Source organism: Blautia hominis, assembly GCA_002270465.1.
GTDB classification, from domain to species: domain Bacteria; phylum Bacillota; class Clostridia; order Lachnospirales; family Lachnospiraceae; genus Blautia; species Blautia hominis.
The window spans coordinates 848205-866862 of the sequence record NQOF01000001.1 but is presented as its reverse complement, the minus strand read 5'-3'; the positions used below and the strand labels follow the sequence as shown (position 1 = coordinate 866862).

Annotated in this window: 16 protein-coding genes; 15 read left to right on the top strand and 1 reads right to left on the bottom strand. The window is 45.7% G+C overall.

Annotated elements, in window-relative coordinates; genetic code table 11:
• Positions 1–242 precede the first annotated feature (242 nt).
• The 12 genes from CI595_RS03960 (at position 243) to CI595_RS03905 (ending at position 15669) form a co-directional block, all read left to right on the top strand.
• Positions 243–1628, top strand: coding sequence for a sugar ABC transporter substrate-binding protein (locus CI595_RS03960; protein WP_095171921.1), 1386 nt, complete (start codon positions 243–245; stop codon positions 1626–1628).
• A 32-nt stretch (positions 1629–1660) separates the two neighbouring features.
• A complete protein-coding gene (locus tag CI595_RS03955; RefSeq protein WP_095171919.1) occupies positions 1661–2560 on the top strand; it encodes a carbohydrate ABC transporter permease in 900 nt (299 codons plus the stop codon).
• 26 nt (positions 2561–2586) lie between these two features.
• Positions 2587–3435: a carbohydrate ABC transporter permease gene (locus CI595_RS03950; RefSeq protein WP_095172379.1), complete on the top strand. Its 849-nt coding sequence runs from the start codon at positions 2587–2589 to the stop codon at positions 3433–3435.
• A 53-nt stretch (positions 3436–3488) separates the two neighbouring features.
• Complete coding sequence (locus tag CI595_RS03945; RefSeq protein WP_095171917.1) at positions 3489–4487, top strand: Gfo/Idh/MocA family protein; 999 nt, start codon at positions 3489–3491, stop codon at positions 4485–4487.
• 15 nt (positions 4488–4502) lie between these two features.
• Positions 4503–5531, top strand: coding sequence for a zinc-dependent alcohol dehydrogenase (locus CI595_RS03940; protein WP_095171914.1), 1029 nt, complete (start codon positions 4503–4505; stop codon positions 5529–5531).
• A gap of 308 nt (positions 5532–5839) precedes the next feature.
• Complete coding sequence (locus tag CI595_RS03935) at positions 5840–6682, top strand: helix-turn-helix domain-containing protein (protein ID WP_095171912.1); 843 nt, start codon at positions 5840–5842, stop codon at positions 6680–6682.
• Positions 6683–6843: 161 nt separating this feature from the next.
• A complete protein-coding gene (locus CI595_RS03930; protein WP_095171910.1) occupies positions 6844–8019 on the top strand; it encodes a Gfo/Idh/MocA family protein in 1176 nt (391 codons plus the stop codon).
• 128 nt (positions 8020–8147) lie between these two features.
• On the top strand, positions 8148–8654 hold the full coding sequence (locus CI595_RS03925) for an SEC-C metal-binding domain-containing protein (RefSeq protein ID WP_065543013.1): 507 nt from the start codon (positions 8148–8150) through the stop codon (positions 8652–8654).
• Positions 8655–8848: 194 nt separating this feature from the next.
• Complete coding sequence (locus CI595_RS03920; protein WP_243135093.1) at positions 8849–9625, top strand: YdcF family protein; 777 nt, start codon at positions 8849–8851, stop codon at positions 9623–9625.
• A gap of 46 nt (positions 9626–9671) precedes the next feature.
• A complete protein-coding gene (locus CI595_RS03915) occupies positions 9672–12917 on the top strand; it encodes an SNF2-related protein (RefSeq protein ID WP_095171908.1) in 3246 nt (1081 codons plus the stop codon).
• A gap of 419 nt (positions 12918–13336) precedes the next feature.
• Positions 13337–15268, top strand: coding sequence for a threonine--tRNA ligase (thrS, locus tag CI595_RS03910; protein ID WP_095171906.1), 1932 nt, complete (start codon positions 13337–13339; stop codon positions 15266–15268).
• Between the two features lie 80 nt (positions 15269–15348).
• Positions 15349–15669, top strand: a complete 321-nt coding sequence (locus CI595_RS03905) for a DUF1540 domain-containing protein (protein WP_095171903.1) — start codon at positions 15349–15351, stop codon at positions 15667–15669.
• Between the two features lie 54 nt (positions 15670–15723).
• Here the strand turns inward: CI595_RS03905 and CI595_RS03900 are convergent, their stop codons facing one another.
• Complete coding sequence (locus CI595_RS03900) at positions 15724–17079, bottom strand: sodium-dependent transporter (protein ID WP_095171900.1); 1356 nt, start codon at positions 17077–17079, stop codon at positions 15724–15726.
• Positions 17080–17479: 400 nt separating this feature from the next.
• Between CI595_RS03900 and infC the strand changes: the two genes are divergently transcribed.
• The 3 genes from infC to rplT are packed head-to-tail and all read left to right on the top strand — an operon-like array spanning position 17480 to position 18602.
• Positions 17480–17974 carry a translation initiation factor IF-3 gene (gene infC, locus CI595_RS03895; protein ID WP_095171898.1) on the top strand — a complete coding sequence of 165 codons (495 nt, stop codon included), beginning with the start codon at positions 17480–17482 and terminating at the stop codon, positions 17972–17974.
• 37 nt (positions 17975–18011) lie between these two features.
• Positions 18012–18209 carry a 50S ribosomal protein L35 gene (rpmI, locus tag CI595_RS03890; RefSeq protein WP_033139420.1) on the top strand — a complete coding sequence of 66 codons (198 nt, stop codon included), beginning with the start codon at positions 18012–18014 and terminating at the stop codon, positions 18207–18209.
• Between the two features lie 36 nt (positions 18210–18245).
• Positions 18246–18602 (top strand): 50S ribosomal protein L20, encoded by a 357-nt coding sequence (gene rplT, locus CI595_RS03885; protein ID WP_095171896.1) that lies wholly within the window; start codon positions 18246–18248, stop codon positions 18600–18602.
• Positions 18603–18658 lie beyond the last annotated feature (56 nt).

Genomic DNA, 18658 nt, shown 5'->3' with positions numbered 1-18658 from the left:
AAGACTATAACCGTGATAATGCACTATAAATTATATAATAATTTGTAAAAATATGCTAAATAACTAATAGAATCATAAAAATCATGATTGCTATGCACATATGAAATAAAATCTGGAAAAGAGAAAGGATATGTAAAATGGACAAATACAGAGTAAGAACAGGCATTCCATAGTAAAGGGAAAATATCTATAATGAAGATATCAGGTAAAACAAGTGAGAAATTATGTGAAAGGAGAAAGGCATGAAGAAAAAACAGTTGTTATCAGTATTGGCGGTTTTACTGACTGCATCCATGGCCTGTACGGGATGTATGAGCAGTACAGTGAAGAAGAATGCCCAGGCAGGAAAGGAAGAGAAATCAGAAGAGGAGAGCAAAACAGAAAACCAGGATCAGGCTTCGGGGACAGAAGGGAATTATACAGATATTACTCTTTGGGATGACTCTACAGAAGGGGAAGGCAATGTATTATTTCAGGAATTTGCAGATGGATTTGGGGAAGCACATGGAATCAAGGTGGAACGAGTAGTTATGAAGATGGATGATCTGAGAACTACGATTAAGGCTGCAATCAATGCAGGTGAGGGGCCAGATATCTTTACATATGAAATTGGGTCTGGTTATCTGGGAGTGCTGGCAAATGGGGGGCTGGCTTATGATCTGACAGAGACCGCGAAGCAGGACGGATGGAACGAGCTGTTTAAAGAAAATGCACTTACATCATGTCAGTTTAATGATGGATTATACGGAGTAGGTAATCAGTTAGAGTCTGTGGGTGTTTATTATAACAAAGGAATCTTTGAGAAATACAATCTTCAGGAACCTGAAACTTACGAAGAATTTGAGGAGATGTGCAGAACCTTAAAGGAGAACGGGGAAACACCTCTGATGCTTGATGATCTGGACCAGTGGCCTGGCTATCACTATGAAAGTATCTGGCTGAACGCTTTTGCGGGCTGTGATAAAATTTCTGATATACTGGCCCTTGAGGATAAGTTCAGCCAGGAAGACTGTGCCATAGGACTGGATAAAATTCAGGAGGCAGTACAAAACGGATGGACTATTGACGCTCCCAATGCAATGGGACATGACGATGCCAGAAAGATGTTCCTGTCCGGTAAGATTGCCATGTATCCCACAGGAACCTGGGAAGTAAGTGCCTTTGGAGGCGAAGAAGGTTTAGGGGAAGACTGCGGTTTCTTCTTCCTGCCGGCGCCAGAGGGAAAAGAGACATCAGGGGTATTTGGTCTGGGTCAGGCATTGGTGATCAATGGGAAAGCAGACGCAGATAAAACCTTTACAGCAATCAAGTTTCTGGAATATATGTTTGACGAGGAACATGTAAATAGGTGGCTTGATGCAGGACTCATTCCCGCAACTAATAATGCGAATGTGGATGAGGCAGAGGTAACCCCGCTCTTTAAAGATGCTGCAGATACCATATTAACTGCAACCAAGATGGGAAGCAATCTGGATGTACTTATGCCCACAAAGGTAAACGAAGCCACAGCCAACTATATGCAGGAACTGCTGGCAGGCAAAAAGACTGGTATGGAGTGTATGGAAGAAAAACAGAAGGTTCTTGACCAGGAAACAGAAGAAGGAAATTATAAAGCTATTGTGAAGTAGTTATAGAAAGATAAGGAAAGGGGGTATCCGGAATGAATCGTGCTGCCAGACGTAAGCGGGCAGTGGGCAGATGGTGTAAAGCTATGGTATTTGTGGCTCCTGCTTTGATTTGTTATATTATTTTTGCTATTATACCAATTTTAAATACCGTGGAACTTAGTTTTTATGAATGGGACGGGGCAGCTCCTATTATGGAGTTTGTGGGTCTGGAAAATTATAAAGCGATTTTTCAGAACGAAATTTTCTGGAAAGCCCTCGGACATAATATTTTCTGGATTTTATTTACCATATTCGTTCCCACGGTGTTTGGTGTGGTTCTGGCGGTTATGCTAAGTCAGAAATTCGTCAGGGGAAGACTGCTGTTTCGGGTAGTGTTCTATATGCCATCTATTGTCTCCATGGTGGCGGTGAGTGTGGTGTGGAATTGGATTCTGAATCCTGAGTTTGGGATATTGAACAGAGTTCTTAAATTCATTGGTCTGGATTTTCTGGCCTTTAACTGGCTGGGGGATGAAAAGACAGTGATGTGGGCGCTTTTAATTGCAGGAAGCTGGGTTCATTATGGATTCTGTATGGTTATCACCATGGCTGCCCTCTCGGGTATAGACACATGTTATGTGGAGGTAGCAAGGCTTGAAGGGGCAAATCCGGTTCAGACATTTTTCTATGTGACACTTCCTTTGTTGAAGAATACGTTTACTTTGCTTGTGCTGAACTCATTGATAGGTTCTTTTAAAGTGTTTGAGATAGTTTACATAATGACAAAAGGGGGACCTTACTATTCCTCAGAGGTTATCTCTAACCTGATGTACAGGACGGCCTTCAAAGACAGTGAATTTGGCATGGGATCGGCTATTGCGGTGGTACTTTCCACCATGATAGCAGTCTGCTCTGCACTCTATATGAAATATTCAGAAAAGGAGGACGGATAATGCCGGGAAGGAAGGGGACGAGTCATATGAAAAATATATACAAGGGGTCAAGAGCAGGGCTTGTAAAGAAGATAGTGACTTATGGAGTTTTGATTGTCACTCTGCTTATTTCCATACTTCCGCTGTATTGGATGTGGCAGGCAGCGCTGGTTCCGTCGGAAAAATTGAACATAGATCCCTTTGCGATTCCTGACAGACTGACACTGGATAATATTATCAATGCCTGGACAGTGGGCAAAATGAGCACATATCTGCTGAACAGTATTTTGGTGGCTGTGCCAAGAGTGCTCGGTGTACTTGCTTTGTCGTCACTTGCGGGATACGCATTTGGAAAATTGAAGTTTCGGTGGAGGGACAAGATTTTTTCTTTCATGCTGTTTGGAATGATGATACCTGTTCAGGCCATGGTCATTCCGCTGTATTACAATCTGCAGAATCTGGGGCTTATCAATACCAGATGGGCCATGGTTATTCCATATTTCGGATTGTCTATGCCCTTTGCAGTGTTTATGATGCGGGCTTTCTTTAAAGATTTGCCGGATGCTTTGATAGAGTCAGCTACCATAGACGGGTGTAATGAATTTACCACATTTGCTTATATTATGGCGCCTCTTATCAAGCCGGCATTATCAGCGCTTTTGGTTTTTGAATTTATGTGGTCATGGAACGATATGTTTATTCCTATGCTGGTGGTGTATAAAGACACAGCCAGAACACTTCCACTGGGTCTGATGTTTTTCTTCGGAAAATATACAGCAGATCATTCTCTGATTGCAGCAGGTGTAACAATCTGTACATTGCCTATTGTAGTGGTATATACGTTATTCCAAAAAAGTTTTATTTCCGGAATAACAGCCGGTGCAGTTAAGGGGTGAGTATAGCCGGCATATGTTTTAACAGATAAATCTAATATGGGAGGTAGGAAAGAGTGAAAATAGTAAAGACAGGGATTCTGGGCGCTGGGGGAATGGGCCATGTTCATGTCGGCAATCTGAATCAGCTTGAAGAAGTACAGATTGTTGCAATATGTGATACCAATCTGGAAAAAGCCCAGGAATTGTGTGGGAAGACAGGAGCGGCAGCTTATTCAGATTTTGACAGAATGCTGGAAGAGGCAGAGATGGAGGTACTGTATATCCTCCTGCCTCCCTTTGCGCAGAATGGCCAGTTTGAAAAAGCGGCGGAGAAGGGAATCCATATATTTATTGAGAAACCCATTGCGATTACCAGCAGCAGAGGGAAAAGCATGGTGGATGCAGCCAGAAAAAGCGGAATTAAGACGCAGGTGGGATTTCATATGCGCTACGGTTCAGCAGTTCAGAAATTACGTGATATGGTAGAACGAAAAGAGGCAGGCAAACCTGTACTTTTTAACGGCAGATACCAGTGTAATGCACTCCATGCGCCGTGGTGGAGAGATGTAAATATGTGCGGGGGACAGATATTTGAGCAGGCAATCCATGTGTACGATATTTGCAGATATCTGTACGGGCATCCTAAAGCTGTCTCTGCATTTATGGGAAATGTATGTCACGGGGATGTACCGGGTTATACAGTAGAGGATGTCAGTGTTTCCGCCAGCACGTTTACTACAGGAGCACAAGCTGCCATTACGGCTAATAATTGTTCTGTGCCGGGCAGGTGGGATGCCTTGTTTGATGCGGTATTTGAGAATGTAAGCGTATTTTTCAGAAGTCCTGACGAAGCGGAATTTCATTATATTGAGAATGGCGGAGAACGAGTGGAATATTTTAATCAACCCACAGATCATAAGTTGGAAGAAGACAGAGATTTTATACGAAGAGTGAAGGAGGATCTGGACAGCTTTTGTTCCGTGGAGGAAGGGCTTCGCAGTCTTCTTTATGTAGAAGCTGCCTTGTTCTCGGCAAAGATGGACGGAGAAAAGACACGGGTGGAAAATTATTAGGAAGAGGAATAGACAATGAAACAATTACTTGCAAATGAAAATTATACACCGCAGCTTTTTGAGTATGAAGAACAACCCTTGAAGGCGGATGAAGTAAGGGTAAAATGCATATATGGTGCACCTAAGCATGGAACGGAAATGACAGGAATCAAAGCAATGCCTTTTGAAGAACTATATTATGATGAAGAACTGAAAATATTCAGGAAACGGGAGCAGAGGGCGAGTTCTGTTTTTGGCGGTCTTGGAAATATGTGGGTGGGCATTATAACAGAAGTGGGGGATGAGGCAGTGGGTTATACGGTAGGAGAGCAGGTGGCCGGATACGGACATCTGGCGGAAACCCATACAGTAAAGGCCTGTGAGATTCTGAATATGCCGGAAGGGATGACCTGGAAACAGGTTATGTGTTATGACCCTATGCAGTTTGCCTTGGGCGGACTTAGGGACGCTGATTTAAGAATAGGTGATACGGTTCTGATATCAGGCCTTGGAGCTATCGGGCAGATGGCAGCCCAGGCAGCAAAAGCAGCGGGGGCTTCCTTTGTAGCGGTATCTGACCCCATCGAACTTCGCAGAAAGACAGCACTGGAAAATGGTGCAGATATTGCTTTTAATCCTCTGGAGCAGGATATGGGAATGGAACTTCGGAAACTGACAGATGGTATGGGCGTAGATGTAGTTATAGAGACAAGTGGGAACTACAAGGCTTTGGAACAAGGACTTCGCGCTCTCTCTTATAACGGCAATATGGCTTTATGCGGCTGGTTTAAGGAATGTTATGTTCCTATTCATCTGGGAAGAGAGGGGCACTTTAATCAGCAGAATATATTCTTTTCAAGAGCCTGCAGTAATCCCAACCGAGACTATCCAAGATGGAGCTTTGAGCGGATTTGCAGAGAAAGCTGGAAACTCATGGCATCAGGAAAAATAAACTGTGAAAATGTTGTATTTCCTGTTGTAAAGTTTGCAGAGTGTGACAAAGAATATACCCACTATATTATAGAACATCCGGAAGAAAGTATAAAGATGGGAGTTGAATTTTAACAGAAGAATAAGGGCTGTGGGAACTGCTATCAGCAGTTTTTAGCCCTGCTTCAACACTTCACATTATGTAAAACCCCTGTAACCGGTGGGCTTCTTCCGGTTACAGAGGCTTCAAAGGGGAGGATAAGTATTTCTACTTTTTCTTTTGTGATCCTCGAAGAGCGTCACATCTTTGTGCCTTCCCTCCGTGGACTACTTATAGTATGACCGGAAACAAACATCCTATACAAAAGAAATAAAAAAAGTTAAAATAATTTTGTAAACCAGTTTTAACGCTTACAATATCAGGATGTTTAAGGAGAAAGACCATGAAAAGATATTTTCAGGGATGCGCGGTCAGTAAATATATCAGTATCACATCACTCTTTACCATTTTTGAGGAAACCTTTGATAAAAGCTACTATTTTGAGGGAGAGTCCCATGACTTTTGGGAATTCGTCTGTGTGCTGGACGGGACACTGGGGGTGACGGCAGGGGAAGACATACTGATCCTGGAAAAAGGACAGTCTGTGCTGCACCGCCCCATGGAATTTCACCGCCTTTGGTCAGAAGGAAGGACAGAACCTCATATTTTTGTGATCTCCTTTGCAGCGGATGCCATGCCTCTGATAAATGAAAAGCAGTTCCAATTGACAGAGGAGAATCATAATACCATTACATTTCTGAGAGAAATGGCGGCAAAAGTGTTTGACAGGGAGGAGGAGACTCTGGTAAAAAGTGTGCGTACAGGCAGGGGAGTGGAGGCGCAGATCTTTATCAATACAGCGGAAAATCTTCTTTTGTCCGTACTGAACGGAAAAAAGCAGAAAATGGATTATTATGAATCCGTCAGTGCCGACAATTACAGACGCATTGTCCGTACATTGGAAGAACATATAAAGGAGAGACTGACCCAGGCGGACATAGCCAGATTATGCAGCATGAGCGAGGCTTCCCTGAAAAAGACGTTTTCAAAATATACCGGGATTGGAATCATGACATATTTTACACAGATGAAGATCCGGCATGCTATGGAAATGCTGGAAAGCGGAACCGGGATCAATGAGACGGCAGAGTGTCTGGGTTTCTGTGACAGGAATTATTTCAGTACTGTTTTTAAACGGGTCACAGGAAAATCCCCCGCATCCTTTCTCCGGTGGCCGGGACCATGACGGGAGTTTATCTGTTTTTTTAAACTGGGCAGGCAGCTGATAGTTATCCATATTCAAATATTTTATCCCCAAATCCACATAGAAATCTGTATACGGGTATGTTACAACTATTATATAGAAAGTTCAAAACATAAAATACATAAGGAAAAGGAGCCGTTCAGATGGAAAAACTCAGAGTTGGGGTAATAGGACTTGGATGCAGGGGATACAGCCTTTTAAAAGACGTCATGCTGCATAGGATGGATGTGGAAATCACAGCCGTCTGCGATGAATATAAGGACAGGGCACAGGCAGCGGCAGAGCTTACCAAGGATATGACCGGAAAAAAGCCTCTTATCACAGTAGAGGCCCGGGAGGTACTGGACAGCAGCCAGGTTGACGCAGTTGTCATATCTTCCGCCTGGGAGAGTCACATTCCCCTTGCAGTAAAAGCCATGCACGCCGGCAAAGCCGTAGGCATGGAAGTGGGAGGCGCCTACAGTATAAAACAGTGCTGGGACCTGGTTGACGCCTGGGAGGCTGCAAAAACACCGTTTATGCTTTTAGAGAACTGCTGCTACGGCAGGCGGGAGATGATGGTCATGAATATGGCCGGACAGGGCGTACTGGGAAAGATCGTCCACTGCAAAGGCGGTTATCTCCATGACCTGCGCAGTGAGGTTGCCGGGGGAAAAGAAAACCGCCATTACCGTCTCCGAAATTATATACACAGAAATACAGAGAACTACCCAACCCACGAATTAGGTCCTATAGCCCAGATTCTTAACATCAACAGGGGCAACCGGATGCTGACTCTGAGTTCCATGGCATCGAAAGCAGAGGGGCTTTCGGAGTATCTGGCAGGATACGGCCAGGAAATCCCGGAATTTTCCCAGGGAGATGTGGTGAACACCACCATTAAATGCGCAGGAGGAGAAACCATCCTGCTCACCCTGAACACCACACTTCCCAGATTTTACAGCCGTGACTTTACGGTGTGGGGAACAAAGGGCATGTATGAGGAGGCAACCGATTCTGTGTTTTTGAACGGGAAGGACGCGGCGTATGACTTTAAATGGAAAGAACAGTGGGGGAATGCTGTACGGTATGAGGCAGAGTATGAACATCCGGTGTGGAAAAAATTCCTGAATGACGGTGTCCAGGGCGGACATGACGGAATGGACTGGCTGGTGTTTGATGCATTTTTTGACAGTGTGAAAAATCACAAACCCTGCCCGATCGACGTTTACGATGCCGCTTCTTGGATGTGCATAAGTGCCCTGTCTGAGGAATCAATTGCCCTTGGCGGACAGCCGGTGGCGATTCCTGATTTTACCAATGGCAGATGGATTCTTTAAGGATTGTTAAGAAAATTTATCAGTAAAAAGTAAGGATTGAAAAAATCGGTCATATCGTATATACTATATCTGTCAGGCGTTTCGGGACGCCTCAAAATACGATAATAAATAAAAGGTGGTAAAGATACATGGCATTATTACAGGAATGGAGAGATGTTGCCTATTCTCAGGAAGCAGACAAAGCGCAGCTGCAGAAATTCTGGACCAACTATTTTCTGATCGAAAAAGGGATCTATGAAAAACTTCTTGCCAACCCGGACGAAGTAGTTCGCGGCACAGTGAAAGACCTGGCAGATAAATTTGAAGTAGAAGTTATGACTATGGTTGGATTCCTGGATGGTATTAATGACAGTCTGAAAGTTCAGAACCCCATTGAGGAGATGGACGAGAATACAGAAGTCAATCTGGGATTTGACAAAGAACTGCTCTATAAGAACATGGTGGATGCGAAAGCAGACTGGCTGTATGAACTTCCCCAGTGGGATGAGATTTTCCCGGAGGAGAAGAAAAAAGAGCTTTATAAAGAGCAGAAAAAATCCGGTACGATCGTAAAAGGTGCAAAAATCGGTCGTAATGATCCGTGTCCATGCGGAAGTGGCAAAAAATATAAACACTGCTGTGGCAGAAATAAATAATTTTTAAGAGGGGCGGTGGAGAACCGCCCCTCTTTGTTTAGAAAGGATGTAACTGTTCAGCACCCTCACAGTTACAGGCAAAAATCCATGCAGAATCGCCTTTGGCGATGGGATTTTTGCTTGGCCGTGGTACACTTTCTTAGGGGCAGCGCAGTGAATGCGCAGACCTGCTGAATCGTTACGGAAGGATACATATGAAGATTTTATGCATTATCCTGGGGAGCCTCTGCACCTTTTATTTTATAGGCATTGCTGTCTATGCGGGGCTTTCCTCTTTGTTTCCATGTATATGGGCGGCAGGAGGCGTGTTTTTTTACGGAATCGCGCTATTTCTGCATTTAAGCAGTAAGCACGGAATGCTGTCCGGGTTTGTACTCCCTGTGGCCTTGAAAAACGGTCTTTTGGTTCTGGCAGCGCTTTGTGTACTTATTTTTGTGGCAGTGGAAGCCTTGATCTTTACAGGAATGTTTCACCGGCCATCCAAAGATCTGGATTATATTATTGTGTTGGGTGCCCAGGTGAACGGCACAAAACTGAGCAATTCTCTGAGACTGCGTGTGGAGCGGGCCAGGGAGTACCTGGAGGAAAATCCTGAGACCTGTGCAGTTCTCTCGGGAGGAAAAGGGACAGGGGAGGATATCACAGAAGCGGAGGCAATGTACCGCTATCTTGAGAAAAAAGGCATCTCCCCCAAGCGGCTTCTGAAAGAAGAGCGTTCCACAAACACCAGTGAAAATCTGAAATTTTCTCTGGAGATCATTGACACAAAGGAAGATGAGAAAGGGATAGAGGCATCCATCGGCGTAGTGACCAACAATTTTCACGTGTACCGTGGCGTGGCCCTGGGGAAAAAACTGGGGTGCTCTCATATAGAAGGGATCCCTTCCGAAAGCAATAAATTTTTACAAGTCAATTACCTTGTGAGAGAATTTTTCGGAGTGGTGAAGGACAAAGCAGCAGGAAACATGTGACCGTTGGAGGAAAAATACAATAATTTTATAAATCGGAGAGGGAAAAATGTTAAAAATCAGCACGATCAAAGAAAATTGCTTTCCGGCAATGTATCAGCGGGGAAAATTGCTTGCCGAGAAAAAGGGATACAAAAGTTTCCTGATCGAGGAATGTGCGGAGGGCATAAAAGAGGTGAGTGCCCAGGTAAAAGGCAGCGGCAGCAAATGGTATGATGTGACGGTTACGTTTGACTCCCATGATGATATTATGGACTATGTCTGCAGTTGTCCGGTGTATGGAAATTATTTTGGTATGTGTAAGCACTGCGTGGCTCTGGCACTTGCCTACAGAGACACCCAAACGCCGCGGGATTCACAGGGGATCGTGGATTTTCCTGTGAGAGGCCCGAGAAAACGGGAGACATCGGACACACTGAAAAATACCATTGCTAAGTACGCTGTGCGCAATAACGCGTATCTGCTGGGGGAATATTATGGTCAGGTCCGCTTGGAGCCGGTCATCACAACCTCATATAACTCTTTCCACATAGAATTTAAAATAGGCACGCGCAAACTGTATATCCTGAGAAATATTTGTAAAATGCTGGACAGCGTGGAATATGGCAAATATGATTCTTACGGCAAAAATCTAGGTTTTATCCATGACCGTTCTGCTTTTACCCCGGAGGCCCTTTCCTGGATCGACCTTCTGTCTGATTATTTGAAGATCCAGTATAATAATATGGAATTCAGTTCCCAGATATACAGCTCTAATTTCCGGAATCTTTCACTGAACGGTTATGGGATAGACAAGGTCCTGCAAAAATATATGGACCGGACCATAGAAATAGACGGAACCCCCTATCAGGTCAGACACGGCAATCCGGAGATCAAAATGGAGATCGTCAAAACGGAGGAGCAGGGGGCAAATATTTATCTGCATTCACCAAAGTGGATAAAAGGAAATGTCCACGACTATCTGCAGAAAGACGGCATCATTTACCAGTGCACATCTGATTTTTCAAGAGATATGATGCCGATCGTGAAAGCTTTGAACACGGACAACGTACAATATTATACATTCCAATCCAGGGACCGTTCGATATTTCTCAACCGGGAGGACTACACAGCATTCTGCGGAACACTGCTTCCTGTTCTGGAGCAGTATGCGGATATTCAGATGAACGATATTGATTTTGACGAGTACCAGCCAAAAGAGGCGGAGTGCAATGTGTACCTGAGTATGGATGAAAAGTATCGGGATGCCATTCGGATGCGGGCGGAAGCCATCTATGGAGATACAGTCTACAATCTGTTTGCCCAGATAGACCCGGCCAGCCAGTACCGTGACATGCAGAGGGAAGGGGCCCTGAAAAAATGCCTGGAAGCGTATTTTGATATAGAAGAAAGAGCTGGGGAGATCTATGGGCTCTGTACAAAGGAAGATAAGATATATGATCTTCTGGAACAGGGATTTCCCAAGATCCGGGAACTGGCAGCCCTATTTGTGGATGACAAGATCAAGGGAATGCGGATCCTTCCCACCCCAAAAGTCAATATCGGAATCGGCATGTCCGGGGATTTGCTGGATCTGGATATTCAGGTGGAAGATATGGATTTGAGGGAGATGGAGCAGATACTCTCGGGATACCGCAGACGGAGAAAGTATTACCGTCTGAAAAACGGTGATTTTATCAGCCTTGAGGATAACGGCCTCTCCCTCATATCAGAGCTGTCCCAGGGACTTGGATTTGATAAAGATGATTTTGCAAAAGGCAGTTTTTCCGCACCAAAATACCGGGCATCCTACATAGCCGAAACTTTAAAAGCGCAGCCGGGCAAGGCGGATACCAGAAGAAGTCCGGAATTCAAACGGCTCATCCGTGAGATGAACAGCTATCAGGACAATGATTTTGAGATTCCGGAGGAACTTAAGGCAGAACTCAGGGAATATCAAAAAAACGGGTTCCGATGGCTGGCTATGCTGTCCCAGTGGGGCTTCGGAGGGATTCTGGCAGATGATATGGGACTGGGAAAGACACTTCAGGTCATTGCACTGCTAGAAATGAAGAAAGAGGGCGCTCTGATCGTGTGCCCGGCTTCCCTGGTCTATAACTGGGAAAGTGAGATCAGCCGGTTCGCGCCGGACCTTCCGGTCACAGTGGCCGTTGGCAGCAGCCAGCAGAGGGAGGAGATCATAAAAAGCGCATCCGGGTCGGAAATACTTGTGACTTCCTATGACCTGCTGAAGCGGGATACAGAGCTGTACAGAGACAGGGTCTTCCCTTATATGGTCATAGACGAAGCCCAGTACATTAAAAATGCAGGCACACAGACGGCAAAAGCAGTGAAGGAAGTACAGGCTGTCCATCGTCTGGCACTGACAGGTACCCCGATAGAGAACCGTCTCAGTGATCTGTGGAGTATTTTTGATTTCGTAATGCCCGGGTATCTTTACAGCTACAAAAAGTTCCGGGAAGAGTTGGAACAGCCTATTGTACAGAATGAGGACAAAAATGCCATGGAACGGCTGAAGCATATGGTAAATCCCTTTATTCTGCGCAGAAAAAAACACGATGTGCTCAAAGACCTGCCGGACAAGTTAGAGAAGACCATCTATGTGAAGATGGAGGAGGAACAGAAGAAGATCTACGATGCCAGAGTCGCCAGGCTGCAGATGGAATTAAACAGCCAGAGCGAGGAGGATTATCAGGCCCAGAAGATCAAGTATCTGGCGGAACTGACAGGGCTGCGGCAGATCTGCTGTTCTCCAAAGCTTTGCTACGAAAATTATAGGGGAGGTTCCGCAAAGCAGGAAAGCTGCGTGGAACTGGTCCGGGATCTGGTACAGGCAGAGCACAGGATACTGCTTTTTTCCCAATTTACCACCATGCTGGAACTGCTGGCCGGGGAGTTTGACAAGGCGGGGATTTCCTATCTCTATCTTTCGGGAAAGAACACCAAAGAACAGCGCCGGGAGATGGTGAAAAACTTCCAGAATGGGGAAACCCAGGTCTTCCTTATTTCCCTGAAAGCAGGCGGCACGGGGCTGAACCTGACAAAGGCGGATGTTGTCATACACTATGACCCATGGTGGAACGTGGCTGCCCAGAACCAGGCTACAGACCGTACCCACCGTATCGGACAGGAGAATATAGTCACTGTCATGAAGATGGTGGTGAAGAACACCATAGAAGAGAAGATCCTGGCCCTCCAGGAAAAGAAGGCACGCCTGGCCGAAAACGTCATGGAAGGGCAGGCAGTGGCTGACCACAGGATCAGCAGGGATGAACTGTTGGAACTGATAAAATAGTTGACAAAAATATTTTTGCGGCTATAATGAAAGTTAGATTCATACAGAAAACGCGTTGACAAGACGAGTAAAATGCGGAGGTTCCCAGAGAGGGCGGCATATGCTGGAAGCAGCCTGTTCAGGAAGCATTTGAAAACTACCTTGGAGCGGCCCTGATCCGGCCCGGTGATTCCGTTACCGTCAAATGAGTGGTGAACCGGTCCTTGAAATGAGGACAGTGTACAACAAGGGTGGAACCGCGAGTAATGACAGTTACCCGTCCCTTGCAGTCAGAAATGGCTGCATGGGACGGGTTTTTTGCGGTTTCCGGTCTGTCGCGTGTGAGCAGTACCGAATTGCACAAGAAATATGCCTAGTACAGCGTTGCATAAGTTCCAGTGATATAGGCTGTACTAGAGAAAAGGAGAAGCAGAGGAATTATGATTATCACATTAAAAGACGGGTCAAAAAAAGAATACGATCATGCTGTATCTGTCCTTGATATCGCATCGGATATCAGCGAAGGCCTGGCAAGAATGGCCTGCTCAGGGGAAGTAGACGGCCAGACCGTGGATTTGAGAACAGTAGTGGACAGCGATTGTGAGCTGAGTATCCTGACTTTCAATGATGAAGGCGGCAAGGCGGCCTTCCGCCACACCGCATCCCATATCATGGCCCAGGCCATCAAGCGCCTGTATCCGGATGCAAAGCTGGCGATCGGACCATCCGTTTCTGATGGCTTCTATTATGATATTGACAGGGAGACTCCCCTGACAGCGGAAGACCTAGAAAAAATCGAGGCGGAGATGAAGAAAATTGTGAAGGAATCCCTTCCCATTGAACGCTTCGAGCTTCCGAGAGAGGAAGCCATAGCGTTTATGAAGGAAAAAGAGGAGCCTTATAAAGTGGAGCTGATCGAGGACCTGCCGGAAGATGCGGTGATCAGTTTCTATAAACAGGGAGAGTTCACAGACCTCTGTGCGGGTCCTCATCTGATGACCACAAAACCGGTGAAAGCCTTCAAACTCACAAGCCTTGCAGGTGCTTACTGGAGAGGCAGTGAGAAGAATAAAATGCTTACCAGGATCTATGGCACGGCTTTCACAAAGAAGGCAGACCTGGAGGAACACCTGGCAAGGATCGAGGAAGCGAAGAAGCGTGATCACAGAAAACTGGGCAGAGAGCTGGGCCTGTTCATGATGCGCGACGAGGGACCGGGATTTCCATTCTTCCTGCCAAAGGGCATGGTGCTGAAAAATACCCTGCTGGATTACTGGAGGGAGATCCATACAAAAGCCGGCTACGTGGAAATTTCCACCCCGATCATGTTAAGCCGCCATCTGTGGGAGACGTCAGGCCATTGGGACCACTATAAAGAAAATATGTACACAACCGTTATTGACGAGCAGGATTTTGCCATCAAGCCCATGAACTGTCCGGGAGGCATCCTGGCATACCAGTCTGAGCCCCGTTCTTACCGAGACCTGCCGCTGCGTATGGGGGAACTGGGACTGGTGCACCGCCACGAGAAATCAGGCCAGCTCCACGGACTGATGCGTGTGCGCTGTTTCACACAGGATGATGCCCATATATTCATGACACCGGACCAGATCCGTGATGAGATCAAAGGCGTTGCCAGCCTTATAGACCAGGTTTACAGCCTGTTTGGATTCAAATACCATGTAGAGTTGTCCACACGCCCGGAGGATTCCATGGGAAGCGATGAGGACTGGGAAATGGCTACAGAAGCCCTGCGCGGTGCATTGGATGACCTGGGACTTGACTATGTGGTCAATGAGGGGGACGGAGCCTTCTACGGACCTAAGATCGACTTCCATCTGGAGGACTCCATCGGCAGGACCTGGCAGTGCGGAACCATTCAGCTTGACTTCCAGCTTCCCCTTCGTTTTGAACTGGAATATATTGGCGCTGACGGGGAAAAGCACCGCCCGATCATGATCCACAGGGTGGCATTTGGCTCTATTGAGCGTTTCATCGGCATCTTGATCGAGCACTTTGCAGGTGCATTTCCGACCTGGTTATCCCCGGTCCAGGTGCGTGTCCTGGCTATCTCTGACAAATATATGGATTACGGCAAAAAAGTCCTGGCACAGCTTCAGGAGGCGGGAATCCGCGCGGATATGGATACAAGAGCTGAGAAGATCGGTTACAAGATCCGCGAGGCCAGACTGGAAAAAATACCTTATATGGTAGTGGTAGGCGCCAAAGAAGAGGAGGAGGGCCTTGTGTCCGTGAGAAGCCGCTTCCTGGGCGATGAGGGGCAAAAAGACCTGGGTGAGTTTATCACTTCCGTCAAAGAGGAGATAAAAAGCAGAGAGATCCGTGAAGTAAAGGCAGAAGAGCAGAAATAAATTTATAAAAAAATCCATGGTATAAAATCCAGCGGCCGGACGCATACTATTTCCGACGAAATCATAAGGAGGAAATGACTATGCCATTATTAAGCTGTACCGCAAGAACCTGTATTTATAACAAAGATGAATACTGCTCCAAAGGAGATATCCTGGTAGACGGAAGCGAAGCGAGAGTTGCAGACGAGACCTGCTGCCGCAGCTTTGAGGAAAGAGGAGAATCCGCGTCAAATAAAGCCGCTGCTGACAGCTGCGGATGCCGTACCATTGATGTGGACTGCCGTGCATGTACCTGTACTTTCAACAAAGAAGAGAAATGCCATGCGGACAAGATCACAATCACAGGCGGAAGTGCCTGTCACTGTGAAGAGACAAAATGCGGAAGCTTTGAAAAACGATAAGATATGAAAAAAGAGCCATACCTGTAACCGAAATTACAGATATGGCTCTTTGTATCAGACTTTGATCCAACCCATTGCCTCAGATACTGCGAAGATCAGAATCATGATCAGGCAGATAGGAGCGATCCATTTCAACATGACCGTATAGAACTTTTTCATTTTAAAAGGCCCGTTCAGCTCCACTTCATCATATACAGCCTTTGGCTTGATGAAGAAGCCGATGCTGATACAAGTCAGGATAGCAACGATCGGCATCAGCACACTGTTGCTCAGGAAGTCGAAGAAATCCAGAAGTCCCAGTCCGATGATCTGGATGAAATCCAGAGGTCCGAATCCGAGGGATACCAGTGCACCCAGAAGCAATACATATATGGTGACTGCAATCGTTGTTTTCTTTCTGCTCCAGCCCAGTTTGTCACGGATAATAGACACATTGGTCTCCATCAGTGAGATGGAGGAGGTCAGTGCCGCGAACAGGACCAGAAGGAAGAAGACCGCACCAATGACGCCGCCCAGTGTCATATTGTCAAATACCTTTGGCAGTGTGATGAACATCAGGGATGGTCCCTTGCCCAGGGCCTCCTCGTTGCCGCCGGAGAATACGAATACGGACGGGATGATCATAAGGCCAGCCAGAAAAGCGATTCCGGTATCGAAGATCTCGATCTGACGGACAGATTTTTCCAGGCTGTTGTCTTTCTTCATATAGGAACCGTATGTGATCATAATACCCATAGCCAGTGACATAGAGTAGAACAACTGTCCCATGGCAGCCAGCACAGTGGTTGCTGAGAAACGGCTGAAATCAGGCAGCAGATAATACTTCACACCTTCTGCGGCACCAGGTCTTGTGATACAGAAGATAGAGATGCCCAGTGTAAGTACGATCAGTACCGGCATTAAGATCCTGCTGGCTTTCTCGATGCCTTTTTCCACGCCGGCAATCACGACGATGGAAGTCAGCAGTACGAAAACCGCAAACCACAGCACCGGTGAACCGGCCTGGGAAATAAAACCTGTAAAATAGTCATCTCCGGCAGCCGCAGATACGTTGCCGCTGACAAAGGTGATCAGGTATTTGATCACCCATCCGCCGATAACACAGTAATATGGGGTGATGATAAAAGGAACGATACAGGCCAGATATCCAACGAAGCCAAATCGTTTGTCCAGCTTTCTGAAAGCACCTACTGCACTGAGGCCTGTTTTTCGGCCTATGGCAATCTCTGTTATCATCAGGGTAAACCCAAGTGTTACGGCGAGAATTAGATAGACGAGTAAGAAAATGCCGCCTCCGTATTTTGCTGCAAGGTACGGGAAGCGCCAGAGATTTCCAAGACCAACCGCGGAACCCGCAGCGGCAAGGACAAATCCCATCTTGTTAGAAAATGCTCCTCTTTTTTTCTCCATGATTCTCTCCCTTTTTTCGATGCTTTTCGCATCTTTTGTTGTATTGAAACATTATGCCATTTTTTCAGAAAAAAGACAAGAATTTTCTTATAAAATTATAAACAAATTTATATTTTATACTTGACGCGGTGAAATAGCTGTGTTAAACTTACCTAGTCTGAAGAAAAAGAAAGCAGAGTATCCACTCTCACCCTAGCACAATCGCGTGACTATGGTTAATACGGTAATAAACGAAGCGCCTTCAGCGTTTTCTTTATGCGGATATGTGTGGATAGTCGATTGTCGTCTATCCATTTTTTTCTTGTTTCTTTCAGGATGTTTTATGAGGTGGGGCCGCCTGACCGGCCAATAACAGAGTGTTTTATCAATATTATGGAGGTGCACTACAATTAGCGATTTAATGATCAATGAACAAATCAGAGACAAAGAGGTACGTCTGATCGGCGCCAACGGCGAACAGCTTGGAATCATGTCTGCCAGAGATGCGCAGAAACAGGCAATGGAGGCAGGGCTTGACCTTGTTAAGATTGCTCCGACTGCAAAACCGCCCGTTTGCAAAATTATCGATTATGGTAAGTACAGGTACGAATTAGCGCAGAAAGAAAAGGAAGCTAAGAGGAAACAGAAAACCATAGAGATTAAGGAAGTGCGTTTGTCCCCTAATATTGAGGAAAACGACCTGAACACCAAGGTCAATAATGCCAGAAAATTTTTAACCAAGGGAAATAAAGTTAAAGTGACTTTACGTTTCCGCGGAAGAGAGATGGCACATATGTATAAGAGTAAACACATCCTTGATGAGTTTGCAGAGTCTGTAGCTGATATCGCGGTGATCGAGAAAGCACCAAAGGTGGAAGGCCGGACAATGACCATGTATTTGACAGAAAAACGTTAAACACGTTCACGAAAAGAGTCTAAGGAGGAATACAAACATGCCAAAAATGAAAACAACGAAAGCTGCTGCTAAGCGCTTCAAAAAAACAGGTACAGGATTATTAAAGAGAAACAAAGCCTATAAGAGCCATATCTTAACAAAGAAATCTCAGAAGAGAAAGAGAAACCTGAGAAAAGCAGCTATCACAGATGCAAGCAATGTAAAAGCAATCAAGAAAATTTTACCATACATCTAATTATCGGATAGGTTCTAAAATAGGAGGAAATCAAGAATGGCAAGAATTAAAGGCGGATTAAACGCTAAGAAAAAACACAATAGAGTATTAAAGCTGGCGAAAGGTTACAGAGGAGCACGTTCCAAACAGTACAGAGTTGCAAAACAGTCTGTTATGAGAGCACTGGCTAGCTCCTATGCAGGAAGAAAGCAGAAAAAACGTCAGTTTAGACAGTTATGGATCGCACGTATCAACGCTGCAGCAAGAATGAATGGTCTGTCTTACAGCAAATTCATGTACGGCATAAAGCTGGCTAACATTGACCTGAACAGAAAAGTTCTGGCTGATATGGCTATCAACGATGCAGAAGGCTTTGCAACACTGGCAGAGCTGGCTAAATCCAAAATCGCCTAACTCGTATGGAACATATGGCCGCTGCCCAAAGGTCTAATCCCGAGGCAGCGGTTTTT

Excerpts from the sequence above, each read along its gene's own strand:
- CI595_RS03900 (WP_095171900.1), bottom strand. The coding sequence starts at position 17,079 with ATGGAGAAAAAAAGAGGAGCATTTTCTAACAAGATGGGATTTGTCCTT.
- CI595_RS03920 (WP_243135093.1), top strand. The coding sequence starts at position 8,849 with ATGAAGATTTTATGCATTATCCTGGGGAGCCTCTGCACCTTTTATTTT.
- CI595_RS03905 (WP_095171903.1), top strand. The coding sequence starts at position 15,349 with ATGCCATTATTAAGCTGTACCGCAAGAACCTGTATTTATAACAAAGAT.
- CI595_RS03960 (WP_095171921.1), top strand. The coding sequence starts at position 243 with ATGAAGAAAAAACAGTTGTTATCAGTATTGGCGGTTTTACTGACTGCA.
- rplT (WP_095171896.1), top strand. The coding sequence starts at position 18,246 with ATGGCAAGAATTAAAGGCGGATTAAACGCTAAGAAAAAACACAATAGA.
- infC (WP_095171898.1), top strand. The coding sequence starts at position 17,480 with ATGATCAATGAACAAATCAGAGACAAAGAGGTACGTCTGATCGGCGCC.
- CI595_RS03950 (WP_095172379.1), top strand. The coding sequence starts at position 2,587 with ATGAAAAATATATACAAGGGGTCAAGAGCAGGGCTTGTAAAGAAGATA.
- CI595_RS03935 (WP_095171912.1), top strand. The coding sequence starts at position 5,840 with ATGAAAAGATATTTTCAGGGATGCGCGGTCAGTAAATATATCAGTATC.
- thrS (WP_095171906.1), top strand. The coding sequence starts at position 13,337 with ATGATTATCACATTAAAAGACGGGTCAAAAAAAGAATACGATCATGCT.
- CI595_RS03955 (WP_095171919.1), top strand. The coding sequence starts at position 1,661 with ATGAATCGTGCTGCCAGACGTAAGCGGGCAGTGGGCAGATGGTGTAAA.
- CI595_RS03915 (WP_095171908.1), top strand. The coding sequence starts at position 9,672 with ATGTTAAAAATCAGCACGATCAAAGAAAATTGCTTTCCGGCAATGTAT.
- rpmI (WP_033139420.1), top strand. The coding sequence starts at position 18,012 with ATGCCAAAAATGAAAACAACGAAAGCTGCTGCTAAGCGCTTCAAAAAA.
- CI595_RS03940 (WP_095171914.1), top strand. The coding sequence starts at position 4,503 with ATGAAACAATTACTTGCAAATGAAAATTATACACCGCAGCTTTTTGAG.
- CI595_RS03930 (WP_095171910.1), top strand. The coding sequence starts at position 6,844 with ATGGAAAAACTCAGAGTTGGGGTAATAGGACTTGGATGCAGGGGATAC.
- CI595_RS03925 (WP_065543013.1), top strand. The coding sequence starts at position 8,148 with ATGGCATTATTACAGGAATGGAGAGATGTTGCCTATTCTCAGGAAGCA.